Below are 25,412 nucleotides of genomic sequence, written 5' to 3'. Positions count from 1 at the left end.
ATGTTCTCCTCATGGTCCCTCCTCGGAAGGAGCCGGGTGTGAAGCTGCGAAGGCTGGTCGCCTCATTAGCGGTGTCAACGGCGGTCCTGCTGGCGGGCGCGCTGCCGGCACCGGCCGCGCAGGCCCAAGAGACGGGTGGCCGGCGGCCGGTCGTCTTCGTGCACGGGTTCAGCGGGTCGGCCGCCCAGTTCGACACGCAGGCGCGGCGGCTGGCGGGCAACGGTTACCGGATCGGGCTGATCGAGGCCCACGAGTACGACTCGCTGTTCCAGGTGAACACCCGCGAGCAGGTCTACGCGGGGCTGGACGCGCGGATCGACCGGCTGCTGGCCAGGTCGCGGGCGGACAAGGTCGACCTGCTGGCCCACTCGCTGGGGACCAGCCTGATGCAGGAATACCTGCGCAGCTCGCCGGAGCGGGCGGCCAAGGTCGCCCACTACGTCAACCTGGACGGGGCGAGCTCGGCCGATCAGCCCGGCGGCGTGCCCACGCTCGCGGTGTGGGGCGAGGGCTCGGCCGAACGGCAGGTGGGCGGGGCCGAGAACGTACGGTTCCCGGAGATGTCCCACACGCAGGTCGTCTCCTCGCCCGAGACCTTCACCAGGTTCTACGAGTTCTTCACCGGGCGGCGCCCGCGCACCACGGACGTCGCCGAGGAGCGGGGACCGGTATGGCTGTCGGGGCGGGCGGTGCTGTTCCCGAGCAACGTGGGGGCGGAGGGGACCAGGGTCGAGGTCTACCGGGTGGATCCGCGTACGGGGGAGCGCGGGTCGAAGCGGCCCGTGGCGGCCTTCCTGATCGGCCAGGACGGCTCGTGGGGGCCGTTCAGGGGCGACGGTGACGCGCACTACGAGTTCGCCGTGGTGTGGCCCACGTCCGTGCACCACCTGTACTTCCAGCCCTTCCGGCGCTCCGACGCGCTGGTGCGGCTGCTGACGAGCCGGCCGGGCGAGGGCGTGTCAGGTCTGATGGAGAGCAGCGAGCGGCACACCAACCTGGTGATCAACCGGCAGAAGGAGTGGTGGGGCGACCAGGGCGCGGCGGGCGACTCGCTGCGCGTCAACGGGCTCGAACTGCTGAACCCGGCGAACGCGCCGCGCGCCAAGCGGGCGATCGGGATCTTCGTCTACGACGCCGGCGTGGACGGCGTCACCGACCTCGCCGCGCCGATCCCGCAGTTCTTCGCCCAGCCGTTCCTGACCGCGATGGACGCCTTCCTGCCCGCCAAGCGGCGGCCGCTGACCGTGGTGTCCACGCCGCGCGGCGGCCACGGCGAGCGTGACGTGCTCACGGTGCCCGCCCTGCCGTCGAACGGGCACCGGATCTCGATCAACTTCGACGACTACACCGGCTGACGGCGGGCCGGGCTCAGAAGAGGGTCAGGGGCTCGTCGTCGGCCATCGGCTCGGGGAGCGGGTCGAGGCCGGGCACGGCCGCGCGTACGTCGTCGTGGAACCGGCGGGCGAGCGTCAGCGCGTCGGCGTTGTCGGGGGTGTGGATGAACACCGTGGGCGAGCGGCCCTCGCGCAGCCACCGCGTCACCGTCGCCACCCACGGCCGCCAGCCCTCGACCGTGCGCTCCGTGGCGTCCCGGCCCAGGTAGCGGACGATCGGGTGGGCGGTCAGGGCCCGGGTGCGGCGGGGCACGCGCGGCTTCTTCGTCCACGCGTCGCGCTCCGCGTCGCTGGTCGGCGGGCTCTGGAAGAGGACGGTGGTGTCGAACGGGACCCACTCGGCGCCGGCGGCGCCGAGGACCTGCTCCAGGTGGCCCGCGGCGCGGTCGTCCTCGAAGAAGGCACGGTGGCGCACCTCGACGGCGTAGCGGTGGGAGCCGGGCAGCCGGTGCAGGAAGGCAGCCAGGGAGCCGAGATCGGCGGGCCCGAACGAGCCGGGGAGCTGCACCCACAGGGCGTGCGCCCGGGGCCCGAGCGGCTCGACGGCCTCCAGGAACGCCCGCAGCTCCGCCTCCGCGCCGGTGAGGCGGCGCTCGTGGGTGATCGTCTTGGGCAGTTTGACCACGAAACGGAAGTCCGGGCCGGTCTGCCGGGCCCACGACTCGACCGTGCTCCGCGTCGGGGTCGCGTAGAACGTCGTGTTGCCCTCGACCGCGTCGCACCACGTCGCGTACGCGCGCAGGCGATCACCGGCGGGGAGCTGGGCGGGCAGGAACCGCCCCTGCCAGCGCGCGTGAGTCCACATCGCGCATCCCACGTGAAGCCGCATGCCCTCGACGGTATCGGAGGTTCGCTGAGACGCTGTCACCGTCGCCGATCATCATATGAGGGGAAACGAGCACATGCCGATCTACCTCGTCCTCGCCCTGGTCCTCGCCGCGGTCTTCCCGGCCGCCGCCGAGGCGCAGGCGCAGGAGTTCCGTGTCCTGCAGCTCAACCTGTGCCACAGCGGCGTCAACACCTCCTGCTACAACGGGGCCGCCACCATCCAGGAGGCCAACACCGTCATCACCGCCCGGCAACCCCACGTCCTGTCACTCAACGAGATCTGCCGGAACGACCTGGCCCAGCTCGCCCCGGCCATGGGCAACGGCTTCAGCACGTTCGCGCCCGCCCGCCGCCCCGACGGCACCCCGGTACGCTGCACCAACGGCGACGAGTACGGCAACGGCCTGATCTTCCGCTCACCCGCCACCGGGACCGTCTTCTCCGGCCAGTACGCCACCCAGGACAGCGGATCGGAGAAGCGCGTCTACGTCTGCGCCGAGTTCGCCGACCTGGTCGGATGCAGCACCCACCTGTCGACCGCCGGCAACGTCGCCATGGCGCAGTGCAAGGCGGCCATCGCCCTGCTGCGCGACCGGGCCGTGGCCGGGAAGCAGGTCGTGCTGGGCGGGGACTTCAACCTCAAGTACGCCCCGCTGTTCGGGCCCAACGTGCAGGACTGCAACGTGGCCCCCTTCTTCAGGAAGGGGGACGGGAGCGTGCAGCACGTGTTCGCGGCGAACGTGGGGTTCGTCAGGACCGAGGTGGTCGGCATGCGCAACACCGATCACCCCGGCCTCCACGTGGTCCTGACCCGGCCTTGAGAGGCGGCCTCCGCCCGGCGGAGGCCGCCATGCCGGGCCGCGTTGTCGTATGAGCGAGGTGTTCATACGATGAATGATGATCTTTCCGAACCCTGGGGCTGCCATGCCATCCGACCGCATCCGCCACGTCGCGCTCTCCTCCGTGACGCTGCCCCTGGACGTCCCCGTCAGCGACGCCAAGGTGCTCACCGGACGGCAGAGGCCGATGACCGAGATCGTCTTCCTGTTCGCCGAGATCGCGACCGAGGACGGCCATGACGGGACCGGTTTCAGCTACTCCAAGCGGGCGGGCGGCCCCGCCCAGTACGCCCATGCCAAGGAGGTCGCGGGCGACCTGATCGGCCAGGACCCCTCCGACATCGGCAGGATCCACGACATGCTGCTCTGGGCGGGCGCGTCGGTCGGCCGGTCGGGCGTGGCCACCCAGGCGCTGGCCGCGATCGACATCGCGCTCTGGGACCTGAAGGCGAAGCGGGCGGGGTTGCCGCTGGCCAAGTTGCTGGGGGCGTACCGGGACTCGGTGCGGACGTACAACACTTCGGGCGGCTTCCTGCACGCGCCGATCGAGGAGGTGAAGGAGCGGGCCACCCGGTCGCTGGCGGAGGGCATCGGCGGGATCAAGATCAAGGTGGGGCAGCCGGACATGCGGGCGGACCTGCGGCGGCTGGCGGCGGTACGCGAGCACCTCGGGGACGTGCCGCTGATGGTGGACGCCAACCAGCAGTGGGACCGGGCGGCGGCGTTGCGGTTCGGGCGGGCGGTGGAGGACTTCGGGCTCGTGTGGATCGAGGAGCCCCTGGACGCCTACGACGCCGAGGGACACGCGCGACTGGCCGCCGCGCTCGACACGCCCATCGCCACCGGCGAGATGCTCTCCAGCGTCGCCGAGCACGTCCGGCTCATCGAGGCGCGCGCCGCCGACGTCATCCAGCCGGACGCCCCGCGCGTCGGCGGCATCACCTCCTTCCTGCGCCTGGCCGCCCTCGCCGACCACGCGGGCCTGCAGCTCGCGCCGCACTTCGCCATGGAGATCCACCTCCACCTGGCCGCCGCCTATCCGCGCGAGCCCTGGGTCGAGCACTTCGAATGGCTCAACCCGCTGTTCGACGAGCGGCTGGAGACCCGCGACGGCCGCATGCACGTTCCCGACCGGCCAGGACTCGGGTTCACGCTCAGCGAGCAGTGCCGCCGGTGGGTCGTGGACAGCGTCGAGTTCGGCAAGCCCTGAGAGCGCGGTCAGCCCATCACCGTGCCTGAGCTCCCCCTAACCGCCGGCCCCTGGTAGCCCGCCGGTGCGGGCACGTGCGCCACCTCCTGCCGCAGCGGCCGCACGCCGATGGTGAAGTCCGACCCGACCCCGGCCAGCGCGTTCAGCCTGCCCGACCACGGGCCGGCCGCGTTCACCACGACCTCGCACGGCAGCCGGGCGCCGTCGGCCAGCCGGACCGCGCGTACTCTCCCGCCGCCGGACTCGATCGCGGTCACGGCGCTGTGGAAGCGGAACTCGGCCCCCTGCCGCGCCGCCGCCACCGCGAGGTTCTGCGCCGCCAGCTTGGGATCGGTGACGTATCCCGCGTCCGGCGTGTAGACCGCGCCGAGCGAGCCGCTCGCGTCCGCCCAGAACGCGCCGTCGTCGAGGCGCCTGGGCGGCCAGTAGCGGCCGGTGTCGATGCCCGGCACCCGGGCGGCGAGCGTGTCGCCGTCCCACTCCTCGTAGGGCACCCCGGTCTCGTCGAACAGTCGGTGGCCGCGATGAAGGCCGTATGGTGATCGCGAGGTGCGGCACCCGTGCAGGGACGGCATCCTCACCCCTGATCAAGGCCGGCGGCTCCCGGCCGGAAAGGTCTGTCCCATGTGGTTGATCGGCGCGACCGTCATCGACGGCACCGGGCGCGAGCCCGTACCGGACCAGGCCATCCGCGTCGAGGACGGCCGGATCACCGCGCTCGGCGGCGCCCCGCCGGCCGGCGCCGAGACGCTGGACTGCTCGGGCCTGTTCGTCACCCCCGGGTTGATCGACGCCCACGTGCACCTCGGCCTGTCGAGCGACATCGGCGCCGCCCTGACCCACCGGCTGTCCGTGGCGGAGCTGGCCGCCGACATGTTCGAGAACTGCCGGCAGACCCTCGACGCGGGCTTCACCACCGTCAGGGACACCGGTGGCATCGACGCGGGCCTCGCCCGGGTGGTGGCCGGCGGCAAGATTCCCGGCCCCCGCATCCTCCACTGCGGACCGCTGCTGTGCCAGACCGGCGGCCACGGCTACCTGGGCGCGGAATGGGAGCCGTCGCACGACTGGCGTACCCACGAGATCCCCGGCCTATGCGCGCTGTCCCTGCTGTCGGACGGGCCCGACGAGGTCCGCAAGAACGCCCGGGAGGCGTTCCGCCGCGGCGCGGGCTTCCTGAAGATGTGCGTGACCGGTGGCGTGGTCTCCCACCACGACAACCTCTCCGACACGCAGTTCACCGTCGAGGAGATCGCGGCGGCCGTCGGCGAGGCCGCCGCGCGCGGCACCTACGTCACCGTGCACGCGCACAACAACGCCGGTCTCCGCAACGCCATCGAGGCCGGCGCCAGGTGCGTCGAGCACGGCTCGGCGATCGACGAGGGTGCGCTTGACGTCGCCCGCGTTGTCGAGGAACGCCTCCAAGGTCCCGGCCAGCGCGTCCGTGTCCCCGTCGTGGTCGAGCAGCCGGCGCAGCCCGGGGTGCAGGCTGCGGCCGAGCCGTGCCGCGGGCAGCTCGGCCAGCAGGCCGTAGACGCCCAGCCCGGAGTGCCTGCCGCACCACCGGGCCGAGGATCTTGACGATCCGGGCGACGTCGGCGCTCCGCTTGGCCTCGCCGTACGACAGGTGGACCGCCGCGAGGCCGGGATGACGCTCGCCGAGCCCGACCCAGCACTCCTTGCCGCTCTCCTCGGCCACCCGCCGATGGACGGTCGCGGCCAGCCCCTCGATCTCGGACGCGGACGGGACCGGCTGCACGAGGACGAGCAGCCCGTGGTCGGGGCGTTCGAGGTGGAGGGCACTGCGCGGGGCGCGTACCTCGGGGTCGGCGGAGATCAGGTCGCGCGCCAGCTCACGCTCACGGCCCCGGGTCAGCTCCCCGAGCAGGAACTCCCGGTGCAACATGTGCGCGGCGCTGTCGGCCGCCCGGCGTACGGCCACCGCCTCCCCGGAGACGGGACCGTCCGAGACCAGCAACCACACGAACCCCAGCAGCCTCCGCTCGTGACGGATCGGCATGCCCACGCGCGCGACCTCCAGCCCGAGGTCCGGCCGGGCCGGCACGGTGAACAGGTCACGTGCCTCCAGCGCTCCGCCTGGCGGGGATGTGGCTCACCAGCTCCGGTGACACGCTCCTGCGCATGATGGACTCGACTCCGACGCCATCGGCACAGGTTACGACACCTTTCACTATTCACCGGATATGCGTACTTGTACGTGTTCCGGGGTCGGAAGGCTGCGGCACTCTGTTCGCATCGGCCCCGGTTGTCACCTGACAGTCCCGCGCGGGGCGAACGCATCCTGAAAGGGTTTTCCATGTACAAGCGCGCCTTCGCACTGTCCAGTTCGGTGCTCGCCGTCGGAATGATCACCGCCGCCCTCGCGCCCGGCGCCTCCCAGGCCGCCACGTCGTCCGCCACGGCTTCGGCCGCGCACTCGGCGCCGGTCTATCTGGCCGCCAAGCTGGTGGGCAAGAACGAGGTGCCGGTCAAGGGCGGCCCCGCCGTCGGCGACAAGAACGGCAGCGCCTTCGCGGTCTTCGAGATCAACGGTGACAAGGTGTCCTACGCCGTCAAGTGGCAGGGCGTCGCCACGCCGGCGATGTTCCACATCCACCAGGGGAAGAAGGGCAAGAACGGCGACGTGAAGATCGGGTTCTTCATGGACGGCCTGCCCAAGGGCACCACGGGCGTGTCCGGCACCGTGAAGGTCACCGACAAGGCACTGCTGGCCGGCATCACGAAGAACCCGGCGAACTGGTACGCCAATCTGCACACCGGCGAGTTCCCCGGCGGCGCGGTGCGGGCCCAGCTCTACCGGATCAGCCCGGTGAACCTCGGTTCGGTGCTGGCGATCGGGAACGGCCGCCGGTTGCACGCGAAGGCCGACGGCAAGCAGGAGGTTCCGGCCCCGGGTCAGAAGGTCGGCGACCGCAACGGTCACGCCGAGTGGCTGTTCGACATCCACGGCGGGAAGATCGACTACGCGACGTTGTTCCGCGGGATCGCAGCGCCGACGCTGGCCCACATCCACCAGGGGGCCAAGGGCAAGAACGGCCCGGTGGCGGTGCCCCTCTTCGAGGCTCCCAAGGGACTGCCCAAGGGCGTGGACGGCCTGGCCGGGTCCGTATCGATCAAGAGCGGCACCGCCAAGGGCATCGCCAAGAACCCGAAGAACTGGTACGCCAACCTCCACACGGGTGAGTTCCCCGGCGGCGCGGTGCGCGGCCAGCTCTACTCCGCCAACGGCGGCTGGTAGGCGATTTCTCGCGGAGCCCTCCTCATCGGCCTCGACTGGGCCGGTTCCGCGACGCCCAGGAGCCCGCCCGACGGTTACCTCGGCGCCGACGACGGGCGGTTCATGGTCGAGGTCGAGGACGACCACGTCTCCGAGCAGAAGTCGCTGGAGAAGGCCGGCTCCAGCTTGAGGGCCGGATCCGTGCGGGCGAGTTCCGGGCCGGGCAGTGGCGCGACGGATGTCTCTACAGCCGGTTGCGCGACGACCCGCCGCCGCCGGCACCAGCGTAGGTCGTGATGCGCGTAGGGTATCGCCGGATACGGAATCGCACGTGGACAGGAATCGTCTGGCGGCGTCCGTGCGGCAAGGCCCTCACGGCCGACCGCCCTCGGCAACAAGATCAGCTAGAAGGCAGGACCATGTCGCCCACCATCCAGCGCGTCGAGGTCGTCCCGGTCGCCGGTCACGACAGCATGCTGCTCAACCTCAGCGGCGCGCACGGGCCGTACTTCACCCGCAACGTCGTCATCACCACCGACTCCGACGGGCGTACCGGCCTGGGCGAGGTGCCCGGCGGCGAGGCGATCCGCCGCACCGTCGAGGAGGCGGGCGCGCTGCTGGCCGGCCGGCCCGTGGCGCGCTACCGCAGCCTGCTGCGGGAGGTGGCGGCGCGCTTCGCCGACCGGGACGCCGGCGGGCGCGGCCCGCAGACCTTCGACCTGCGCACCACCGTGCACGCGGTCACCGGCCTGGAGTCCACCCTGCTCGACCTGCACGGCCAGCACCTCGGCCTGCCCGTGGCCGAGCTGCTCGGCGACGGGCGGCAGCGCGACCGGGTGCCGATGCTGGGCTACCTGTTCTACGTCGGCGACCCGGGACGGACCGACCTGCCCTACCGCGTGGACGACGCCGGCGACGACCGCTGGTCCCGGCTGCGCCGCCGTGAGGCCCTCACACCGGACGCGGTGGTCGCGCTGGCCGAGGCGGCCCAGGAGCGCTACGGCTTCACCGACTTCAAGCTCAAGGGCGGGGTGCTGGCCGGCGAGGAGGAGATCGAGGCGGTCAGGGCGCTGGCCCGCAGGTTCCCGGAGGCACGGATCACCCTCGATCCCAACGGCGGCTGGCTGCTCGCCGACGCCGTCCGGCTGTGCGCCGGGCTCGGCGGCGTGCTCGCCTACGCCGAGGACCCGTGCGGCGCCGAGGGCCGCTTCTCCGGCCGGGAGACGATGGCCGAGTTCCGGCGGGCCACCGGCCTGCCCACGGCGACGAACATGATCGCCACCGACTGGCGCGAGCTCGCCCATGCCGTACGGGCCGCCGCCGTCGACATCCCGCTCGCCGACCCGCACTTCTGGACCATGGCCGGGTCGGTCCGCGTCGCCCAGCTCTGCCACGACTTCGGCCTGACCTGGGGGTCGCACTCCAACAACCACTTCGACATCTCGCTGGCCATGTTCACGCACGTCGGAGCGGCCGCCCCCGGCGAGATCACCGCGCTCGACACGCACTGGATCTGGCAGGACGGCCAGGCGCTCACCACCCGGCCGTTCCGGATCACGGACGGCGCGATCGACGTGCCCGACACGCCGGGGCTCGGCGTCGAGCTGGACCGCGAGGCCCTCGCCGCCGCGCACGAGCTCTACCTCAGCGAGGGCCTGGGCGCCCGGGACGACGCCGTCGCCATGCGATACCTGGTGAAGGACTGGACGTTCGACCCGAAACGCCCCAGCCTCGTCCGCTGAGAACGGGGTGCACGGGATCGCCTAAGGTGGGCCTTATGGGCATGGTCGGGACGGTCGGGCTGGTACTGCACCCCAAGCGCGACTCCAAGAAGGCGATCGACACCATCCTGAGCTGGGCCGGGGACAAGGGGGTCACCGTGCTCGGCCTGCCGGAGGAGGTGGGGCGCATCGACTGCAGCGCCGTGCCCGTCGACGCCGTCAGCCTCGTGGAGCGCGCCGACCTGCTGGTCGGGCTGGGCGGCGACGGCACGATGCTGCGGACCATGCGGCTGCTGGCCGGCCGGCCGACGCCCATTCTCGGGGTCAACCTGGGACGGCTCGGGTTCCTGGCGGAGATCGACGTGGACGAGCTGGAGGCGACGCTGTCGGCCATCGACGGCCACCACTACACGATCGAGCCGCGGATGGCGATCCGCAGCGAGATCGGGGGCGTGGCGGTGACCGCGTTCAACGACATCGCGCTGGTCAGAATCCCGGGCGACGGGCTGGCGGCCGTGTCCGTCACCCCGTCGGGCAGCCCCCACGTCAGGTACGGCACCCCGGCGAACGGCCCCTTCGTCAACTACGCCGCCGACGCCGTGATCGTGGCCACCACCACCGGCTCCACGGCCTACAGCTTCTCCGCCGGCGGGCCGATCGTCTCGCCCCGGCTTGAGGCGGTGCTGGTCGTACCCGCCGCGGCGCACTCGGCGTTCAACCGGGCCCTGGTGCTGCCCGCGGACGAGGACGTGACGCTGGAGGTGCTGCCCAGCAGCGGGCGGCTGGCGGTGGAGGTCGACGGGACGGTGGTCGGGCACCTGTGCCCCGGCGACACCGTCAGGGTCCGCGCCTGGCCTGGGGCGGCGAAGGTGGTGCGCGTCGGCACCACCTTCTACGAGCGCGCCCGGCGCAAGCTGCGGGTGGACGGCAGCGCCGCGATCGAGTGACCCTGGTCGGGTCTCAGGCGCGTGCCCGTCGGTGGCGGGCGGGCCGGTCGGACGGCTCACGAGGGGCGGATCGCCGGTCGGGCGGCTCAAGGGTGGAGGATCGCCGGTCGGGCGGCTCAAGGGTGGCGGATCGCCGGTCGGGCGGCTCAAGGGTGGGGGATCGCCGGTCGTGGGGGTCGGCGGCGGGGTGCCGGTCGTGCGGCTCGAAGGCGTGCGGCGTGAAGAAGCCGTGGTCCGCGGGCTCTTCCCGTCCGTGGCCGGCGGGCTCGTCGGGGTCGGGGCGGCGGGTGGCGGCCAGCGCGGCGAGGGCGGTGGTGATCGGGACGGCGGCGATGAGGCCGAGCGTGCCGACGATGCTGCGGACGATCTCCTGGGCGACGACCGGCGTCGTCAGCACGTCACCCAGCGGCTGCTCCCCGATGCTGAACAGCAGCAGCAGCGGCAGCGACGCCCCCGCGTACGCCAGGATGATCGTGTTGATCACCGAGGCGATGTGCGCCCGCCCGACCCGGCCGGCCGCCCGGTAGAGGCGGGTGAAGCCGTAGGACGGGTTGGCGTGGGCGAGCTCGGCCACCGTCACCGCCTGCGTCACCGTGACGTCGTCGAGCACCCCGAGCGCGCCGATGATGATGCTGGCCAGCAGCAGCCCCTGCGTGTCGATCGACAGGCTCATGCCCAGGGTCAGCGCGCTGTCGTCGGTGACCCCGTTGAGCTCGGCCAGCCGCAGCGCCACGTACGACAGCAGCCCGGTGAGCGCCAGGCTGGCCACGGTGCCGAGCACGGCCATGGAGGTGGGCAGCGAGAAGCCGTGCGTCAGGTAGAGCACCGTCAGCATGATCGCCGCCGCCCCGACGATGGCCACCAGCATCGGCGACCTGCCCTCCAGGATCCCCGGAATGACGAACGTCAGCAGCAGCACGAACGTGACCACCAGCCCGACCAGCGCCGTCACCCCGCGCCAGCGGCCGAAGGCGATCACCGCCAGCGCGAACGCCGCCCCGAACAACCACAGCGGCGTCGCCCGGTCATGATCGGAGATCTGGTACGCGCCGTCCGCCTCGCGCAGCAGGATCACGTCGTCGCCCGCCGCGAACCGCGGGGACCCGGGGGCGCCGGGCAGGCGGAGCGTGACGTTCCTGCCCGCCTCGGGCCCGTCCGTGACCTTGACCACGGCGGTGCCGCAGGTGGCGGGGTCCGGCCGGGGCGCGCCCTCGGGTACGTCCGGGCACTGCTTGAGCGTGACGAGGGCCACCGTGCCGCTCAGCCGCTCGACCGGGGACGGCTGCCCCCCGAGGTCCTTCCCACCGTCCGGCCAGAGCCACAGCAGGCCCGCCAGGGTGACGATCGCCAGCGGCACCAGCACGGCCAGGCTGGCCAGCACCGTACGCCGGGAGGCGGGCACGGCGGTGCCGTGCGCGTGATTGGCGCCCATCGTGTGAAAGGTCCTCCTCCGGGTGACGAACAAGGACAGTACTGCACGTCGCCGCGCTGGGTAGGGCCAACGGCATGACGTGGCTGGTGGGCACCTCCGGGTGGCAGTACAGGCACTGGCGGGGTGTGCTGTACCCGCCGGGGCTGCCGATGCGGCTGTGGCTGGAGACGTACGCGGAGGAGTTCGCCACGGTCGAGAGCAACAACGCCTTCTACCGGCTGCCGACGGCCGACTCGTTCGCCGGTTGGCGTGACCGCACGCCAGAAGGGTTCGTGATGGCGGTCAAGGCCAGCAGGTTCCTCACTCACATCAAGCGGCTGGCCGACCCGGAGGAGCCGGTGGAGCGGCTGATGGGGGCCGCCGCCGAGCTGAAGGGCAAGCTCGGGCCGATCCTGCTGCAGCTCCCGCCCACCCTGAAGGTCGCTCCGGACCGGCTCGACCGGTGCCTGGGCTGCTTCCCGGCGGGCACGCGGGTGGCCGTGGAGCCCCGGCACGACTCCTGGTGGACCCAGGAGGTACGCGAGATCCTGGACCGGCACGGGGCCGCCCTGTGCTGGGCCGACCGGCTGGGCCGGCCGCAGAGCCCGCTCTGGCGTACCGCGGACTGGGGCTACGTGCGCCTGCACGAGGGCCGCGCCGGCTGGGAGTACGGCGACAAGGCCCTGAAGACGTGGGCCGGGCGGCTGCATGAGGCGGGCTGGCAGGACGTGTACGTCTATTTCAACAACGACCCAGAAGGAGCGGCTGTGCGGAACGCAAGACGATTTGCCAGACTCGGCTAGTGCATACACGTCTTTACAGAAATGGGATCCTCGAGAAGGAAGGCTTCCCGATCGAGGATGTCTCCGAATATGTCAGCGATCCGGGCAATACGGTGTGGTTCGACCTGTGTTCCCCGTCGCCCGCGGACCTCGGCGTGATCGGCGAGGAGCTGGGGTTGCACGAGCTGGCGGTCGAAGACGTGCTGTCCGACCATCAGCGGCCGAAGGTGGACATTTACGACAACCACCTGTTCATCACGGTCTACGGGGTGCACTTCGACGACGACCGGCTCGACCCCGTCGAGGTGAACATCTTCGTCACCCCCAACGCCCTGGTCACCGTACGGGAGAGTGACCACTTCGACATCGACGAGGTGGTCCGGCGCTGGGACGCGTCCCCCCGCCTGGCCGAGCACGGCGTCGGCTTCCTGCTGCACGGCCTGCTCGACTACGTGGTGGACGGCCAGTTCGAGCTGGTCCAGGACCTCGACGCGCAGGCGGAGGCGATGGAGGAGTCGGTGTTCGACGACCAGGTGCGCGACGGCAGGGAGCTGCAGCGCGCCATGTACGCCCTGCGGAAGAACACCGCCAAGCTCCGCAAGATCACCATGCCGATGCGCGAGGTGGTCAGCACCCTGCTCCGCCGCGACCAGGAGATCGTCTCCGACCCGGTCCTGGTGCCCTACTACGAGGACGTCTACGACCACGTCCTGCGCGTGGCCGAATGGGTGGAGTCCATCCGCGACATGCTGGCCAACATCCGCGAGACCCGCCTCGCCCAGCAGGGCTTCCGGCTCAACGAGATCATGAAACGGGTCACGAGCTGGGCCGCGATCATCGCGGTGCCCACCATGATCACCGGCTTCTACGGGCAGAACGTGCCCTACCCGGGCGAGGGCCAGTCGTGGGGGTTCTGGACGTCCCTGGTGCTGGTGGCGCTGACCTCGATCGCGCTCTACGCGGCGTTCAAGAAGAAGGACTGGCTGTAGGGCGGGAGACAGGGCTCGCCGCGCGGATCCGGCGTGAGCTCCACCGCCAGGCGCACCTCGGCGGCCCCCGAGGCGGGATAGAGAGGCAGGCAGCGGCCGCCCGCCAGCAGGGTCCTGCGGCCGAGCGGGGTGGTGAGCAGCGACAACTCCTCGTACGTGGCGGGTTCGGCCAGGCGCAGCATCCACAACCCGTTGGGCGTGCGGGAGCGGGTGCCGGCCAGGGCGTAGTAGTCGAGCACGCTGTCATTGGTCGAGATGATCGCCCACATGGTGAAACGGTGGTCCCGCACCTCGAAGAGTTCGGCTGAGGGGGCTTGGTAAACCGTATGAACATACCCGATCGCGAACCTCTGGTGGATGGGGAGGCCGTTTACGGTGAGGCGCCCGGCGCCGCCGCCGGAGCCGAGCGCCATCGCCGCGACCAGCGCCAGCGCCAGCCTGATCAGCCCTTCTCCTGGTAGTAGCGGGCCGCCCCCGGGTGCAACGGGACCGGCGCGACCTGCTGGGCCAGCTGGACATCGAGCTTCTCGGCCTCCGGGTGCACCGCCGTCAGCTCCGCCTTCTTCTCGAACAGGACCCGGGTGATGTCGTAGGCGAGCTGGTCGCTCATCTTGTCGGGGACCAGCAGCACGTTCGCGATGCCGACGGTCTTGACGGTGCCGGGCAGCTTGTAGGTGGCCAGGTCGACGTCCAGGCCGACGTACTGCTCGCCGTACGTGGCCTGCATCTTGGCCAGCACGTCACTGGTGTCCAGCAGCTTCATGTCCGGCTTGCTGGTGGCGAGATCGGTGATGCCGCTGGTGGGCAGCCCGCCGACCCAGAAGAACGCGTCGACGGTGCCGTCCTTGGCGGCCTGCACCGACTCGTTGATCGACAGCTGCTGCTTGGTGATGTCGGTGTCGGGGTTCAGGCCGGCCGCCTCCAGCATGCGCCTGGCCACCACCTGGGTGCCGGAGTTGGCCGGGCCGAGCGAGACGACCTTGCCCTTCAGGTCGGCGACCTTGGCCGCCTGGACGCCCGGGGAGACCACGACGTGCGCGTAGTTGTCGTAGATGCGGGCCAGGGCCTTGACCGGCTGCTTCGCCGTGAACGTGTCCTTGCCGTTGACCGCGTCGGCCGCGGTGTCGGCCTGGGAGAAGCCGATGTCGGCCCGGCCGGAGGCCAGCAGCTTGATGTTCTCCACCGAGGCCGAGGTGACCGACGCGGTGGCCTGCGTGTTGGCGATGTTGGCCGAGAGCTGCTTGGCCAGGCCGCCGCCGTACACGTAGTAGACGCCCGTCGTGCCGCCGGTGGCGATGGAGAGCCGGTTGCCCGACCCGCCGCCGCCGCTTCCTCCGCTGCCGCAACCCGCTACGGCCAGGACGGCCGCCGCCACGATCGCTGTGATCCGCTTCAAGCTGGGTCCCTTCTCCTGCTTCTGACGAGGTGCACGGCGGCGGCCAGGGCCAGGACGGCCAGGCCGGCGACGATGGGGACGGGTTCGAGGAACAGCAGCAGCACCGCGGCCACCGCGGCCAGCAGGCGTTCCGGCCAGCCGCTCAGGCCGCCGGTGGCCAGCGCGAGCGCGGCCACCGCGACCGCCGAGACGGCGGTCATCAGCAGCACGGTGCCGATCGGGCCCTGCCCGAGCAGCGCCTGCCCGTTCGGCGTCAGCACGAAAGCGAACGGCACCAGGAACGCCGGCAGCGTGTAACGCCAGGTCATCATCATCGTCCGGTACGTGTTGCCGCCGGTGATCGCGGCCGCCGCCACCGCGGACAGCGCCGTGGGCGGGCTCACCTCCGACAGCACCGCGTAGTAGAAGATGAACATGTACGCCTCGGGCTGCGTCACCCCGAGCGCCATGAGCGCCGGGCTGATGATCACCGCGGCGATGATGAAGCTCGCGGTCACCGGCACGGCCAGGCCCAGCAGCAGGACCGCGACGCCGGACATGACCGTCGTCAGGATCAGGTTGCCCGCGGCGAGGTCGACGATGATCCCGCTGAGGTTGAGCCCGAGCCCCGTCTGGGTGATGACGCCCACGATGATGCCCGCCGCCGCGCACACCGCGGTCACCGGCAGCACCTCCAGCGTGCCCTTGGCCAGCGCCTGCCCGACGCGCCTCGGCCCCATCCGGTGCCGCGGGTCGAGGAACGACAGCGCGAACGCGATGCCGGTGGCGATCACCACGGACTGGAACGCCGAGCGGTCCAGCGCCATCAGCACGATGATGAGGATCAGCGAGCTGAAGTGGTAGCCGAAGCGCAGCAGCAGCCTGCCCGCCCGGGGGGCGTCCACCCGTACGGCGTGGGTGCCGAAGCGGCGCGAGTCGATCTCGATGGCCAGGAAGATGCCCAGGTAGTACAGGATCGTGGGGATCGTGGCGTAGAGGAGCACCTGGAGATAGCTGACCCTGAGGTACTCGGCGATGATGAAGGCCGCCGCGCCCAGCGTGGGCGGGGAGAGGATGGCGCCGATGCCGGCGGCGGCCAGGATGCCGCCGGCCGGCTCCCTCGGATAGCCCGCCCTGCGCAACACCGGCCAGGCGACGCTGCCCAGGCTCACCGTGGTGGCCACGCCGGAGCCCGACACCGTGCCGAGCAGGAAGCCCGCCGTGGTGACGGTACGGCCGGGGGCGGCGCGGGACCTGCGGAACGCGGCGAAGCTCAGGTCGATGAAGAAGCGGCTTGCACCGGAATAGTCGAGTACGGCGCCATAAATGGTGAAGAGGATGATGTAGCTGGCCGCCACCTGCATCGGCACGCCGAAGAAACCCTCGGTGCCCGTGTAGAGCTGGGACACGATCTGGCTGAGGTCGAATCCGCGGTGCCCGATCGTCCAATCGATCGGTAAATAGGCACCGTAATAGGCATAAATCAGGAAAATTATGCAGATGATGGACAGGGCCCAGCCGACGGTGCGGCGTACCGCCTCCAGCAGCAGCACCGTCAGCACCAGCCCGGCCGCGATGTCCAGCTCCGTCAGGGCCGCTCCCGAGCCGCGGTCGCGGAAGCCGTCGATGTCGAGCAGCGGGTAGACCAGCACGGCCAGCGCGGCGGCGGCCAGCAGCCAGTCGGCCACGCTCGGCCACTCCACCCGCCGCGTCCCCCCGGGGGAGGCGGCGGGGGCGGCGGGCTCGGCCTGGGGCTCGGGAGCGGGAACCGGGACAGGGGCCGGGGTGCCGCCGCCGCGTCGGCCGAGCCGCTGGAGCAGCGATCCCGTCCCCGCCCGGTAGCACAGGAAGACCAGCGGCAGCGCCACCGCCAGGAACGTGATCCGATGCTCCACCGCCTCGACCGGCCGGAACACCACGACCAGCGAATAGACGGACAACAACCCGCCCACGATCCACACGCCGAGCCGCAGGGCCCCGCCGAGTTGCCGCGCCGGGCGTTCCTGCTCGTGCGCGGAAACCAGCTCGGCCTCACGGTCGCTCAGCTCGGTCAAGTCGTCCTCCCCGACACGGCGTGTTGCAGGGACTTTACGAGTCCTTTACTGCATTAGGGAAGGGGCCGTTACCTTTTTGATTTCCCGGTCGCGGCGACGTCAGAAAACGGGCCGCGATTCGGCCGCGAGCCGCTCCACCGGTACGTGGCCGGCCTGGCGGCCGTCGCGCAGCCGTACCGACGCCTGGCCGCTCGCCGCCTCGCGCGGCCCCACCACGAGCTGGTACGGCACCAGCCGGTGCGCCCTGATCCTGGCCCCCAGGCTGCCCCGGTCGGCGGGCGCCAGTTCCGCCCGCAACCCGGCGGCCACGCAGCGCCGCAGCAGGTCCTCGGCGGCGGCCGACTCGGTCTCCGACACCGGCAGCACCACGGCCTGTACGGGCGCCATCCAGGCAGGGAACGCGCCTCCGTGCACCTCGACGAGGTGCGCGGCCAGGCGTTCGAGGCCGCCGACGACGCTGCGGTGCACCATGACGGGCCGGTGGCCGCCGACGTAGCGCAGGTCGAAGCGTCCGGGCTGGTAGAGGTCGACCTGGACGGTGGACAGGGTGCTCTCGCGGCCCGCCGGGTCGGCGATCTGGATGTCGATCTTGGGGCCGTAGAAGGCGCCCTCGCCGCGTTCCTCCTCGTAGTCCCGGCCGCGCTGCTTCAGCACCTCGCGCAGGATCGCCTCGGAACGCGCCCACATGCCCGGGTCGTCCACGTACTTGCCGCCGTCGCCGCCCAGCGACAGCCGGTAGCGTACGGCCCGGATGCCGAGCTGGGCGTGCGCGGCCTCGATGAGGTCGAGCGCGGCCGAGGTCTCGGCGGCGGCGGCCTCCGGCGGGCAGAACACGTGGCCGTCGTTGAGCTGGATGGAGCGCACCCTGGTCAGCCCGCCGAGCACGCCGGACAGCTCGGAACGGTACATGCCGCCCAGCTCCGCCACGCGCAGCGGCAGCTCGCGGTGGCTGCGTTGCCGCGAGCGGTAAATGAGCGCGTGGTGCGGGCACAGGCTGGGCCGCAGCACGAACTCCTCCCCGCCCACCCGCATGGGCGGGAACATGTCCTCGGCGTAGTGCGCCCAGTGGCCGGATCGCTCGTACAGCTCGCGTTTGCCGAGTACGGGCGAGTTGACGTGCTGGTAGCCGTTACGGCGTTCGAGCTCGTGGACATAGTCCTCGACGGCCTTGCGCAGGGCCGCCCCGGCGGGCAGCCAGTAGGGCAGGCCCGCGCCGATCAGCGGGTCGGTGTCGAAGATGCCCAGCTCACGGCCGAGCTTGCGGTGGTCGTTCATGATCGTCCTTTACGGGAAAGGGCGAACGACCAGGTCCCGGGCGTCCGCCCGGGAAGCATGGATTCAGCGCGCCGGGAGGAGATCCGGCGTCGTCGTGACGAAGGCGCGCTGCATGGCACCGACCATAGCATCCGCGCGGCCGGTGGGTCTGGTGGCCGCGTTCGGTCCCCGGAATTGCCGCTAACGTGGCGCCGGTGTCCCGTATGCCTGTTCTCATCGCAGCCGTCCTGACGATTGCGGTCGGGTTGGGGGTGCGTGCGTTGTTCGACGGCCCCGTGTCGAAGTACGCGGGCGACGCCCTCTACACCGTCCTGATCTACACGCTCGTGGTGCTGATCCTCCCCAGGGTGAGACCCTGGGCGGCGGCGGTGGTGGCGGCAGGGGTGAGCTGGCTGATCGAGTTCGCCCAGCTCGGCGAGATCCCTGCCATGCTGCGGCCACTGCTGGGCAGCACGTTCAACCCGCCCGACCTCTTCTGGTACGCGGTGGGTGCTGCGACGGCCTGGGCCGCGCACACGCGCTGGCTACGGAGGACCGGATGACGGCGGGGCGGATCCCCGGCCTTCGCGGTCCTGGGGTGAAATTCGGGCAAATGATATAAAGGGCTCCGTGGTAGAGATCACCTTGGACGTGCGCCACTTGGAGGCGTTCGCCGAGGTCGGCTACCAGGTGGCGGGCGGCGGGGGCGCGCACGGGGCGATGGCGGCGCTGCGGCGGGTGATCCCGCACGACGCCTACGAGTTCGTCGCGTTCGACCCGGCCACGGGGCGGCACCACAGCGTGATCTCCGACGGGCACGGGCGCATCGACCGGGACGCGGCCGAGGAATACGCCGGGCTGGAGGCGTACCGGAGGGCGATGGCCACCCGCGAGCCGGTACGGATGCCCGAGCCCGGCACCGAGGGCTATTTCCGGCGCCATCTCGCCCCCCACGGCTGGCGGGCCGGGCTGACGGCGCCGCTGTTCCTGAGCGAGGGGCGGTACACGGGGCTGCTGCACCTGACCGCCCGGCGGGACTTCCCGCGGGCCACCGGGAGGCTGGTGGCGGCGGCGAGCCCGATGCTGGCCCACGTCACCGACCTGACCCGGTGCGTGATCGACCCGGTGGGGCTGCCCGCGGACTTCCACGCGGTGGCGTTCGACCGGCTGGGCGTGCGGCGCGAGGTTCCCCGGCACGCGGTGTCGCGGGTGCTGTGGGAGGATCCGGCGGCGGCGGCGTTCGCCCGGGCGTTCATCGACTCGCGGGAGCTGGGCCGGCACGGGCTCTGGCTCGACCGTGACGGGCGGTGGCACGAGTTACGGCTGATCAGGGCGGGAGTCGGGTTCCAGGGGTCGTTACAGGGAGCCATCGCGGCCGAGCGGCCCTGCGCGCTGCCCTACGACCTGACGGGGCGGGAGGTGGACGTGCTCACCAGGGTGGCGGCCGGGGACTCCAACCCGCAGATCGCCGCCGCGCTCGTGCTCAGCGTCCGCACGGTGACCACCCACCTGGAGCACATCTTCGCCAAGCTGGGCTGCGACAGCCGCACCCGGCTCACCACCAAGGCCCTCGCCGAGGGCCTGTGCCGCCTGGACCCTTAGACCGCCACCTCGGCGGGCACGGCGGAGTGCACGAGCTCGAACCAGACCGTCGTGGCGCCGCCCTCCCGCACGAAACCCCAGCGGTGGCTGAGCGCCTCGACCAGCGGCAGGCCGCGCCCGCCGGTGGCCTGCGCACCGGTACGGCACACGCACGGCGGCCCCTCCGACCCGGCGTCCGAGACGTGCACCCTGACCAGGGCGTCCGAGCTCGTCACGGTCACCGTGAACGAGCCGTCGCAGCCGGACCTGGTGTGCAGGACGGCGTTCGTGGCCAGCTCGCTGGTGAGCAGCACGACGTCGTCGTAGAACGGGTGGTCGCGGCCCAGCGCGGACGTGACGAGCTGCCTGGCCCTGGACACCTGGGAGGGCATCCCCGGCAGCCGGGCCATGCGGTCGTGCGGGCCGGACTCATCCTCCCCGTCCCCCGATCCAGCGGCCTGTCTGACGTCCGGCTGTGCCACGGCGACCTCCCCCAAATCCGGTGACGTTAGGAGACGCGCCAGACCTGGGGTGGAGATTATTGCGAAAAGGTAGGAATGCCCTTTCTCAAGGTCGCCTGTGCGACCGCGGAGGCCGACCGAGTACGCTGCGATCGACGAGTCGTCTAGGCCCGTGGGGGAGCAAAGTCGTGCACAGCAGCCTACTCGCCCGGCCGTCCGAGGAGGTCGTGTGAGCAGTCTGGAGGCCGTCTGGGTGCAGCCGTACGACAAACCCGGGGCGGCGGTCGTGACGGGGGTCTTCGACATCCTGCACGTGGGGCACGTGCGCTATCTGGGGGCGGTGGCGGCGCGCGGGCTGCCGCTGGTCGTCGGGGTCGAGGACGACCCCCGGGTGCGGGCCTGGAAGGGGCCGACCCGCCCGTTCAACCCGGCGGTGGAACGGGCCGAGGTGCTGTCCGCGCTCCGCTTCGTGACCGGCGTGTTCGTCGTGACGGGGCCGCCCGAGGCGCACGGACCCGAGGACTACATCGACCTGCTGGCGCCGATGCGTCCTGCGGCGCTGGCGCACACGGCGGGCGACCCGCACGCCGGGGCCCGCGCCGCCGCCGCCGCGATCCTGGGCGCCGAGTGCTGGGAGATGGCGGCCATCCCCGGCCGCTCGACCACCCGCATCGTGAACGCGGCCGGAAAGGGCTGATCGCGGCGCGGGCCTCGCGTGGCGGCAGGGGTCGGTGGGGGGCTGTCAGGGTGCTGGGAAGGGTGCCCCTCGCGAGGGGCGCGGTTCATGATCTCGTAGTCTTCCTGACATGACGGCCGACCTCGTGGCGAAACGGGTGACGAACCTGCTGGCACCGCAGGTGCTGGTGATCGTCATGCCGCCGATCGTCGGCCTGCTCGCCCAGGGCTGGGGCGGGGCGGCGTGGGGCCTGGTGGCCTCGGCGCTGTGCGGCGGCGTCCCGGCGGCGGTGATCGCGCTGGGCGTGCGCTCCGGCCGTCTCGACTCCCACCACATCGTGGACCGCGCCCGCCGCACCGGGCCGCTGCTGGCCGCGACGGCGGCCGTACTGGCGGCGCTGGCCCTGCTGGTCGTGCTGGGCGCGCCCACGCTGCTGGTCGCCACCGTCACGGCGATGCTGGTGGCGCTGGGCGTGACCGTGCCGATCACGCTGCGCTGGAAGATCTCCTTCCACGCCGCCGTCTGGGCGGGCACGGTGGTGGTGCTCGCGCACGTCCTGCCCGCCTGGCCGACCGCGATCGCGGGTGCCGCCGTGCTGGCGCTGGTGTCCTGGGCCCGGGTACGCCTCACGCACCACACCTGGGCCCAGGTCCTGGCCGGAGCGGTGGTCGGCGCGCTGACGACGTCGCTGACGCTGCTGGCCTTCGGGGTGGAATAGCGGGTTCGCCGCCGGGGTTTTCGCGAACATGGACGCCACGAACCGCGGCCGGGTACGCGTAAAGCCCACGGCCAAACGTGTGAGGACCTATCTCGGCGGCCGAGTGGTGGCCGACACCACCTCGGCCCTGTTGGTATGGGAGGTTCCGTACTATCCGACGTACTACTTCCCGCTGGAAGACGTGGACGAGGCGGCGCTGAAGCCGACCGGCGCCGTCGAGCACTCCCCGAGCCGGGGGGACGCCGCGGTCCACACGGTCGCCTCGGGCGCCGTGGAGGCCCCGGAGGCGGCGCTGGTCTACGGGGACTCGCCGCTGGAGCAGATCCGCGGCCACGTACGTTTCCGGTGGGACGCCATGGACGCCTGGTTCGAGGAGGACGAGGAGGTGTTCGTGCACCCGCGCGACCCGTACACGAGGGTCGACATCCTGGCCAGCAACCGGCACGTGCGGGTGGAGGTGGACGGCGTCACCGTCGCCGACACCCACAGCCCGCGCATCCTGTTCGAGACCGGGCTGCCCGCCCGTTACTACCTGCCGAAGACGGACGTACGGCTGGACCTGCTCGAACCCACCGACACCGCGACCTCCTGCCCGTACAAGGGGACGGCGGAATATTGGTCGGTCAACGGCGGGAAGGACCTCGCCTGGTCCTACCGGACGCCGCTGCCGGAGAGCCAGAAGATCGCCGGGCTGATCGCCTTCTACAACGAGAAGCTCGACATCTACGTGGACGGCGAGCTCCAGGAACGCCCGAAGACCAAGTTCTCCTGAAGCTCGGGCGGGTCGAGGGGGCGGCCCGGGACGTCAGGTGAGCAGGCGGGTGAGGACGCGGGTGCCGAACTCCAGGCCCTCCACCGGCACCCGCTCGTCCTTGCCGTGGAACATGCCGAAATAGTCCAGATCAGGCCGGAGCATGAGCGGCGCGAAGCCGTACCCCTCGATGCCGATCCGGGCGAACGACTTGGCGTCCGTGCCGCCGGCCATCACATAGGGGACGGGCCGCGCCTGCGGGTCCTCCGCCACCAGCGCGGCGGCCAGCGAGTCGAAGAACGGCGACGGGTACGGCGTGGCAGGCGCGTCCTCCAGGTTCACGAACTCCCGGGTGATCTTGGGCCCGAGCAGCTCGTCGATCGTCGCCAGGAACTCCTCCTGCAGCCCCGGCAGATAGCGCCCGTCCACGTGCGCCCCGGCGGACGACGGCACCACGTTCACCTTGTATCCGGCCTCCAGCATCGTCGGGTTCGCCGAGTTGCGGATCTGGCCCCTGAACAGGCTGCCCAGGGCCCCGAGCCGCTCGGCCTCCGCGTCCAGGCGGTCCAGGTCGATCGGCTGCCCGGTGATCTCCGACAGGCTGTCCAGCAGGGCCGCGACCGACGGCGTCAGGCGTACCGGCCACTGGTGGGAGGCCACCCGCGACAGCGCGTGCGCCAGCGTCGCGACCGGGTTGTCCACGGCGGGGCGCGAGCCGTGGCCCGCCACGCCGTGCGCGGTCACCTTCATCCAGGCGGTGCCGCGCTCGCCCACCGCGATCGGGTAGACCCGGTGCCCTCCGGCGGCCACGCTGAAGCCGCCCGACTCGCTGATCGCCTCCGTCACCCCGTCGAACAGCTCCCGATGCTCGGTGACCGCGTGCCGCGAGCCGTAGTCGCCGGTCGCCTCCTCGTCCGCCAGGAACGCCAGCACCAGGTCACGCTTCGGCCGCACGCCCCGCGCGGCCAGGCCGAGCACGGTGGCCAGGGTCATCGCGCACGACCCCTTCATGTCGACCGCGCCGCGCCCGTACACGCAGCCGTCCACGATCTCCCCGGAGAACGGGTGCATCCGCCACTCGGCCGGGTCGGCGGGCACCACGTCGAGGTGGCCGTGCACGAGCAGCGCGTCGGAGGAGTCGCCGTCGATCCTGGCCACGACCGTCGTCCGCCTCGGCGCCGACTCGAACACCACCGGCTCCAACCCCGCGTCCGCCAGCAGCGTGGCCACGTATTCGGCCGCCGGGCGCTCACCCGAGCCGGGATTGGTGGTGTCGAACCTGATCAGATCCGAGCAGATCTCGGCAACGCTCTTCACGCTCTTCCCTTCAAGGTCAAAGGCGGCACGCCGGGCGTCTCCATGCCGAAGATCAGCCCGTAGAAGGCCAGCTCGGCCTCCAGCACCGCGACGATAGTCTCCTCCCTGCGCCAGCCGTGCTGCTCGCCGGGGAAGGTGAGCAGGGCCCACTCTTTGCCATGCTTGTCCAGTTCTGCGGTGAACCGCTGCGCCTGGCTCACGTCCACGATGGCGTCCTCCAGGCCGTGCAGCATGAGGCACGGGCCGGAGGCGCGGGAGGCGTTCAGGAGCGGGGAGCGCTCGACGTAGCGCTGCCGCGTCTCGGGCAGCGGGCCCACCAGGCCGTCCAGGTAGCGGGACTCGAAGTCGTGGGTCTCGGCGGCCCAGCTCTCCGGGTCGGTGATCGCGTAGTGCGCGACCCCGCCCGCGAACACGTCGCTGTGCACGAGCGCGGCCACGGTGGTCCAGCCGCCCGCGCTGCCGCCGCGGACGGCGAGCCTGGCGGCGTCGGCCCGGCCCAGCTCCACCAGGCCGCGGGCCACCTTGGCGCAGTCCTGCACGTCCACCACGCCCCACTGGTGGCGCAGCCGCTCGCGGTAGGCCCTGCCGTAGCCGGTCGAGCCGCCGTAGTTCACCACGGCCACCCCCAGCCCCCTGCTGGTGAAGTAGGCGATCTCCAGGTCGAGCGCGATCGGCAGGTTGCCGGTGGGGCCGCCGTGCACGAAGATCACGTACGGGGCGGGCCCGCCACGCGCCGCGGCCGGGGGATACAGGTGCGCGTGCACGCCCTCGACGGTCACGGCCTCGGGGACGGGCAGCAGCTCGCGTGCGGGCAGCGGCTTGGGCGCCGACACCACCTCGTACGTACCGTCGTCGAGGTCCACCAGCGCCACCTCCATCGGCGTGTACGGCGTCGCCCGCACGGCCGCCGCCTTCCCGCCCGCGGCCGACACGGTCGAGGACCAGTACGTGGGCCCGTCCGGGCCGCCGCCGATCTCCCGCGGATCGCCCGAGTCCGGGTCCAGCACGGCCAGGCGGCGGTGGTCCGGGCCGCCGTACACGACGACCAGGGTGCCGTCGTCCGCCACGGCCAGGCAGGACAGGCCCGGCTTCCACATCGCGGCGCCGAACTCCGCCTCCACCGGGGTGAGGTTGCGGCCGGGCGAGCCGTCCAGGGGCACGAGGTGCACGTTCCACCAGCCGGTGGGGTCGGTCACCGCGTACAGGGTGGCGGCGTCGCGCCACTCGGCCTGCGTGACCGACTCCTCCGGCCCGCCCGCCACCACCCGGTACGGGCCCGCGGTGCCGTCCTCGCCGAGCGGCGCCACGCACAGCTCGGTGCCGTCCCAGGGCATGTTCGGGTGGTCCCAGCCGATCCAGGCGACGTGGCGGCCGTCGGGGGACAGGCGGGGGTTCATGAGGAAGTGCTGGGCCTTGGCGACGACCCTGAGCGGGCCCCCGTCGAGCGGCACCGCCACCAGGTCCCGCACGTCGTCCCTCTCGCGTACCGCCCACACCTCGTCCCGGCCCGGCGGCAGGTACAGGTCACCGTAACGGGCGGCGCCCGCGGGGGTGAGCGGCACCGGAACGGCGCCGTCGAGGCGGTAGAGGCGCTGGTCGGCCCAATTCGTGAAGACGAGGCCGGCGCCGGGCAGCGGGCGCCAGGAGCGGCCTCCGTACTCCACCAGCCGGTTGCGCGCGTTCCAGCCGGGCGGCAGGGCGTCGGCCCGCGAGCCGTCCGGCAGGCGGCGCACCACGCAGCGCCTGCCGCCCTCGTGCGGGCGCGGCTCGTCCCACCACACCTCGACACCGGAGGGCGTGGCCACCGCTTCCACCCATTGAGGGCCTCCGTCGGTACGGGCTACGTCGATCGGGCTAATGCTCATG

Annotated in this window: 24 protein-coding genes and 1 pseudogene; 14 read left to right on the top strand and 11 right to left on the bottom strand. The window is 71.8% G+C overall.

Features of this window, described 5'->3' with window-relative positions:
- The first annotated feature begins 38 nt into the window (after positions 1-38).
- Positions 39-1,355 carry a lipase/acyltransferase domain-containing protein gene (locus BLS95_RS26980; protein WP_090936955.1) on the top strand — a complete coding sequence of 439 codons (1,317 nt, stop codon included), beginning with the start codon at positions 39-41 and terminating at the stop codon, positions 1,353-1,355.
- A gap of 13 nt (positions 1,356-1,368) precedes the next feature.
- On the opposite strand, the gene BLS95_RS26975 is transcribed toward BLS95_RS26980, so the two are convergent.
- Positions 1,369-2,223, bottom strand: coding sequence for a DUF72 domain-containing protein (locus BLS95_RS26975; RefSeq protein WP_090936952.1), 855 nt, complete (start codon positions 2,221-2,223; stop codon positions 1,369-1,371).
- Positions 2,224-2,296: 73 nt separating this feature from the next.
- Here BLS95_RS26975 and BLS95_RS26970 point away from each other — a divergent pair, with 73 nt between their 5' ends.
- Positions 2,297-3,043, top strand: coding sequence for an endonuclease/exonuclease/phosphatase family protein (locus tag BLS95_RS26970; protein ID WP_090936949.1), 747 nt, complete (start codon positions 2,297-2,299; stop codon positions 3,041-3,043).
- 103 nt (positions 3,044-3,146) lie between these two features.
- Entirely contained in the window at positions 3,147-4,271 is a 1,125-nt protein-coding gene (locus BLS95_RS26965; RefSeq protein ID WP_090936946.1) for an L-talarate/galactarate dehydratase, read from the top strand.
- A gap of 8 nt (positions 4,272-4,279) precedes the next feature.
- Here BLS95_RS26965 and BLS95_RS26960 read toward each other — a convergent pair whose 3' ends face one another.
- Complete coding sequence (locus tag BLS95_RS26960; protein WP_090936943.1) at positions 4,280-4,846, bottom strand: NAD(P)/FAD-dependent oxidoreductase; 567 nt, start codon at positions 4,844-4,846, stop codon at positions 4,280-4,282.
- Positions 4,847-4,895: 49 nt separating this feature from the next.
- On the opposite strand from BLS95_RS26960, the gene BLS95_RS26955 reads away from it, so the two are divergent.
- Entirely contained in the window at positions 4,896-5,852 is a 957-nt protein-coding gene (locus tag BLS95_RS26955) for an amidohydrolase family protein (RefSeq protein ID WP_090936940.1), read from the top strand.
- 25 nt (positions 5,853-5,877) lie between these two features.
- Here BLS95_RS26955 and BLS95_RS59870 read toward each other — a convergent pair.
- Positions 5,878-6,177 (bottom strand): annotated as a pseudogene (locus BLS95_RS59870) (hypothetical protein); the annotation flags it as partial.
- A 411-nt stretch (positions 6,178-6,588) separates the two neighbouring features.
- Between BLS95_RS59870 and BLS95_RS26945 the strand changes: the two are divergent.
- The 3 genes from BLS95_RS26945 (at position 6,589) to BLS95_RS26930 (ending at position 10,177) form a co-directional block, all read left to right on the top strand.
- Positions 6,589-7,530 carry a CHRD domain-containing protein gene (locus BLS95_RS26945; RefSeq protein WP_090936936.1) on the top strand — a complete coding sequence of 314 codons (942 nt, stop codon included), beginning with the start codon at positions 6,589-6,591 and terminating at the stop codon, positions 7,528-7,530.
- A 398-nt stretch (positions 7,531-7,928) separates the two neighbouring features.
- Positions 7,929-9,251: an enolase C-terminal domain-like protein gene (locus BLS95_RS26935; protein ID WP_090936933.1), complete on the top strand. Its 1,323-nt coding sequence runs from the start codon at positions 7,929-7,931 to the stop codon at positions 9,249-9,251.
- A gap of 35 nt (positions 9,252-9,286) precedes the next feature.
- On the top strand, positions 9,287-10,177 hold the full coding sequence (locus tag BLS95_RS26930) for an NAD(+)/NADH kinase (protein ID WP_090936930.1): 891 nt from the start codon (positions 9,287-9,289) through the stop codon (positions 10,175-10,177).
- A gap of 13 nt (positions 10,178-10,190) precedes the next feature.
- Here the strand turns inward: BLS95_RS26930 and BLS95_RS26925 are convergent, their stop codons facing one another.
- Complete coding sequence (locus tag BLS95_RS26925) at positions 10,191-11,609, bottom strand: YibE/F family protein (protein WP_143043880.1); 1,419 nt, start codon at positions 11,607-11,609, stop codon at positions 10,191-10,193.
- A 74-nt stretch (positions 11,610-11,683) separates the two neighbouring features.
- Here BLS95_RS26925 and BLS95_RS26920 point away from each other — a divergent pair, with 74 nt between their 5' ends.
- A complete protein-coding gene (locus BLS95_RS26920; protein WP_090936928.1) occupies positions 11,684-12,391 on the top strand; it encodes a DUF72 domain-containing protein in 708 nt (235 codons plus the stop codon).
- The gene (locus BLS95_RS26915) at positions 12,391-13,359 is read left to right on the top strand and encodes a magnesium transporter CorA family protein (RefSeq protein ID WP_245765297.1); all 969 of its coding nucleotides are present in this window, start codon (positions 12,391-12,393) and stop codon (positions 13,357-13,359) included. Before BLS95_RS26920 ends, BLS95_RS26915 begins: the two co-directional genes overlap by 1 nt.
- Here the strand turns inward: BLS95_RS26915 and BLS95_RS26910 are convergent.
- From BLS95_RS26910 to thrS, 4 genes are all read right to left on the bottom strand, one after another.
- A complete protein-coding gene (locus BLS95_RS26910) occupies positions 13,326-13,628 on the bottom strand; it encodes a hypothetical protein (protein WP_342742766.1) in 303 nt (100 codons plus the stop codon). The two genes, BLS95_RS26915 and BLS95_RS26910, sit on opposite strands and share 34 nt — an antisense overlap.
- Positions 13,629-13,801: 173 nt before the next feature.
- Positions 13,802-14,755: a TAXI family TRAP transporter solute-binding subunit gene (locus BLS95_RS26905; RefSeq protein ID WP_090936924.1), complete on the bottom strand. Its 954-nt coding sequence runs from the start codon at positions 14,753-14,755 to the stop codon at positions 13,802-13,804.
- Positions 14,752-16,788 carry a TRAP transporter permease gene (locus BLS95_RS26900; protein ID WP_090936921.1) on the bottom strand — a complete coding sequence of 679 codons (2,037 nt, stop codon included), beginning with the start codon at positions 16,786-16,788 and terminating at the stop codon, positions 14,752-14,754. Before BLS95_RS26900 ends, BLS95_RS26905 begins: the two co-directional genes overlap by 4 nt.
- A gap of 99 nt (positions 16,789-16,887) precedes the next feature.
- Positions 16,888-18,063 (bottom strand): threonine--tRNA ligase, encoded by a 1,176-nt coding sequence (thrS, locus tag BLS95_RS26895; protein WP_090936918.1) that lies wholly within the window; start codon positions 18,061-18,063, stop codon positions 16,888-16,890.
- Positions 18,064-18,266: 203 nt separating this feature from the next.
- Between thrS and BLS95_RS26890 the strand changes: the two genes are divergently transcribed.
- Both BLS95_RS26890 and BLS95_RS26885 read left to right on the top strand, forming a co-directional pair.
- Entirely contained in the window at positions 18,267-18,605 is a 339-nt protein-coding gene (locus tag BLS95_RS26890; protein ID WP_090936915.1) for a ribosomal maturation YjgA family protein, read from the top strand.
- Positions 18,606-18,672: 67 nt separating this feature from the next.
- The gene (locus tag BLS95_RS26885; protein ID WP_090936912.1) at positions 18,673-19,644 is read left to right on the top strand and encodes a helix-turn-helix transcriptional regulator; all 972 of its coding nucleotides are present in this window, start codon (positions 18,673-18,675) and stop codon (positions 19,642-19,644) included.
- On the opposite strand, the gene BLS95_RS26880 is transcribed toward BLS95_RS26885, so the two are convergent.
- On the bottom strand, positions 19,641-20,105 hold the full coding sequence (locus tag BLS95_RS26880; RefSeq protein ID WP_245765296.1) for an ATP-binding protein: 465 nt from the start codon (positions 20,103-20,105) through the stop codon (positions 19,641-19,643). The genes BLS95_RS26885 and BLS95_RS26880 overlap by 4 nt on opposite strands.
- 208 nt (positions 20,106-20,313) lie before the next feature.
- On the opposite strand from BLS95_RS26880, the gene BLS95_RS26875 reads away from it, so the two are divergent.
- From BLS95_RS26875 to BLS95_RS26865, 3 genes are all read left to right on the top strand, one after another.
- Entirely contained in the window at positions 20,314-20,781 is a 468-nt protein-coding gene (locus tag BLS95_RS26875; RefSeq protein WP_090936907.1) for an adenylyltransferase/cytidyltransferase family protein, read from the top strand.
- Positions 20,782-20,890: 109 nt separating this feature from the next.
- Positions 20,891-21,478, top strand: a complete 588-nt coding sequence (locus BLS95_RS26870) for a phosphatase PAP2 family protein (RefSeq protein WP_090936904.1) — start codon at positions 20,891-20,893, stop codon at positions 21,476-21,478.
- Positions 21,479-21,506: 28 nt separating this feature from the next.
- Positions 21,507-22,250 carry a DUF427 domain-containing protein gene (locus tag BLS95_RS26865; protein WP_090936901.1) on the top strand — a complete coding sequence of 248 codons (744 nt, stop codon included), beginning with the start codon at positions 21,507-21,509 and terminating at the stop codon, positions 22,248-22,250.
- 33 nt (positions 22,251-22,283) lie between these two features.
- Here the strand turns inward: BLS95_RS26865 and BLS95_RS26860 are convergent, their stop codons facing one another.
- Both BLS95_RS26860 and BLS95_RS26855 read right to left on the bottom strand, forming a co-directional pair.
- Entirely contained in the window at positions 22,284-23,546 is a 1,263-nt protein-coding gene (locus tag BLS95_RS26860) for a M20/M25/M40 family metallo-hydrolase (protein WP_090936899.1), read from the bottom strand.
- The gene (locus tag BLS95_RS26855; RefSeq protein ID WP_090936896.1) at positions 23,543-25,411 is read right to left on the bottom strand and encodes a dipeptidyl-peptidase 5; all 1,869 of its coding nucleotides are present in this window, start codon (positions 25,409-25,411) and stop codon (positions 23,543-23,545) included. Before BLS95_RS26855 ends, BLS95_RS26860 begins: the two co-directional genes overlap by 4 nt.
- Between the last annotated feature and the right edge of the window lies 1 nt (position 25,412).

This window comes from Nonomuraea jiangxiensis (genome assembly GCF_900099965.1).
In the GTDB taxonomy this organism is placed as follows: domain Bacteria; phylum Actinomycetota; class Actinomycetes; order Streptosporangiales; family Streptosporangiaceae; genus Nonomuraea; species Nonomuraea jiangxiensis.
Note: the sequence above shows the minus strand (reverse complement) of the source record. Positions and strands in the feature narration are given on the sequence as shown.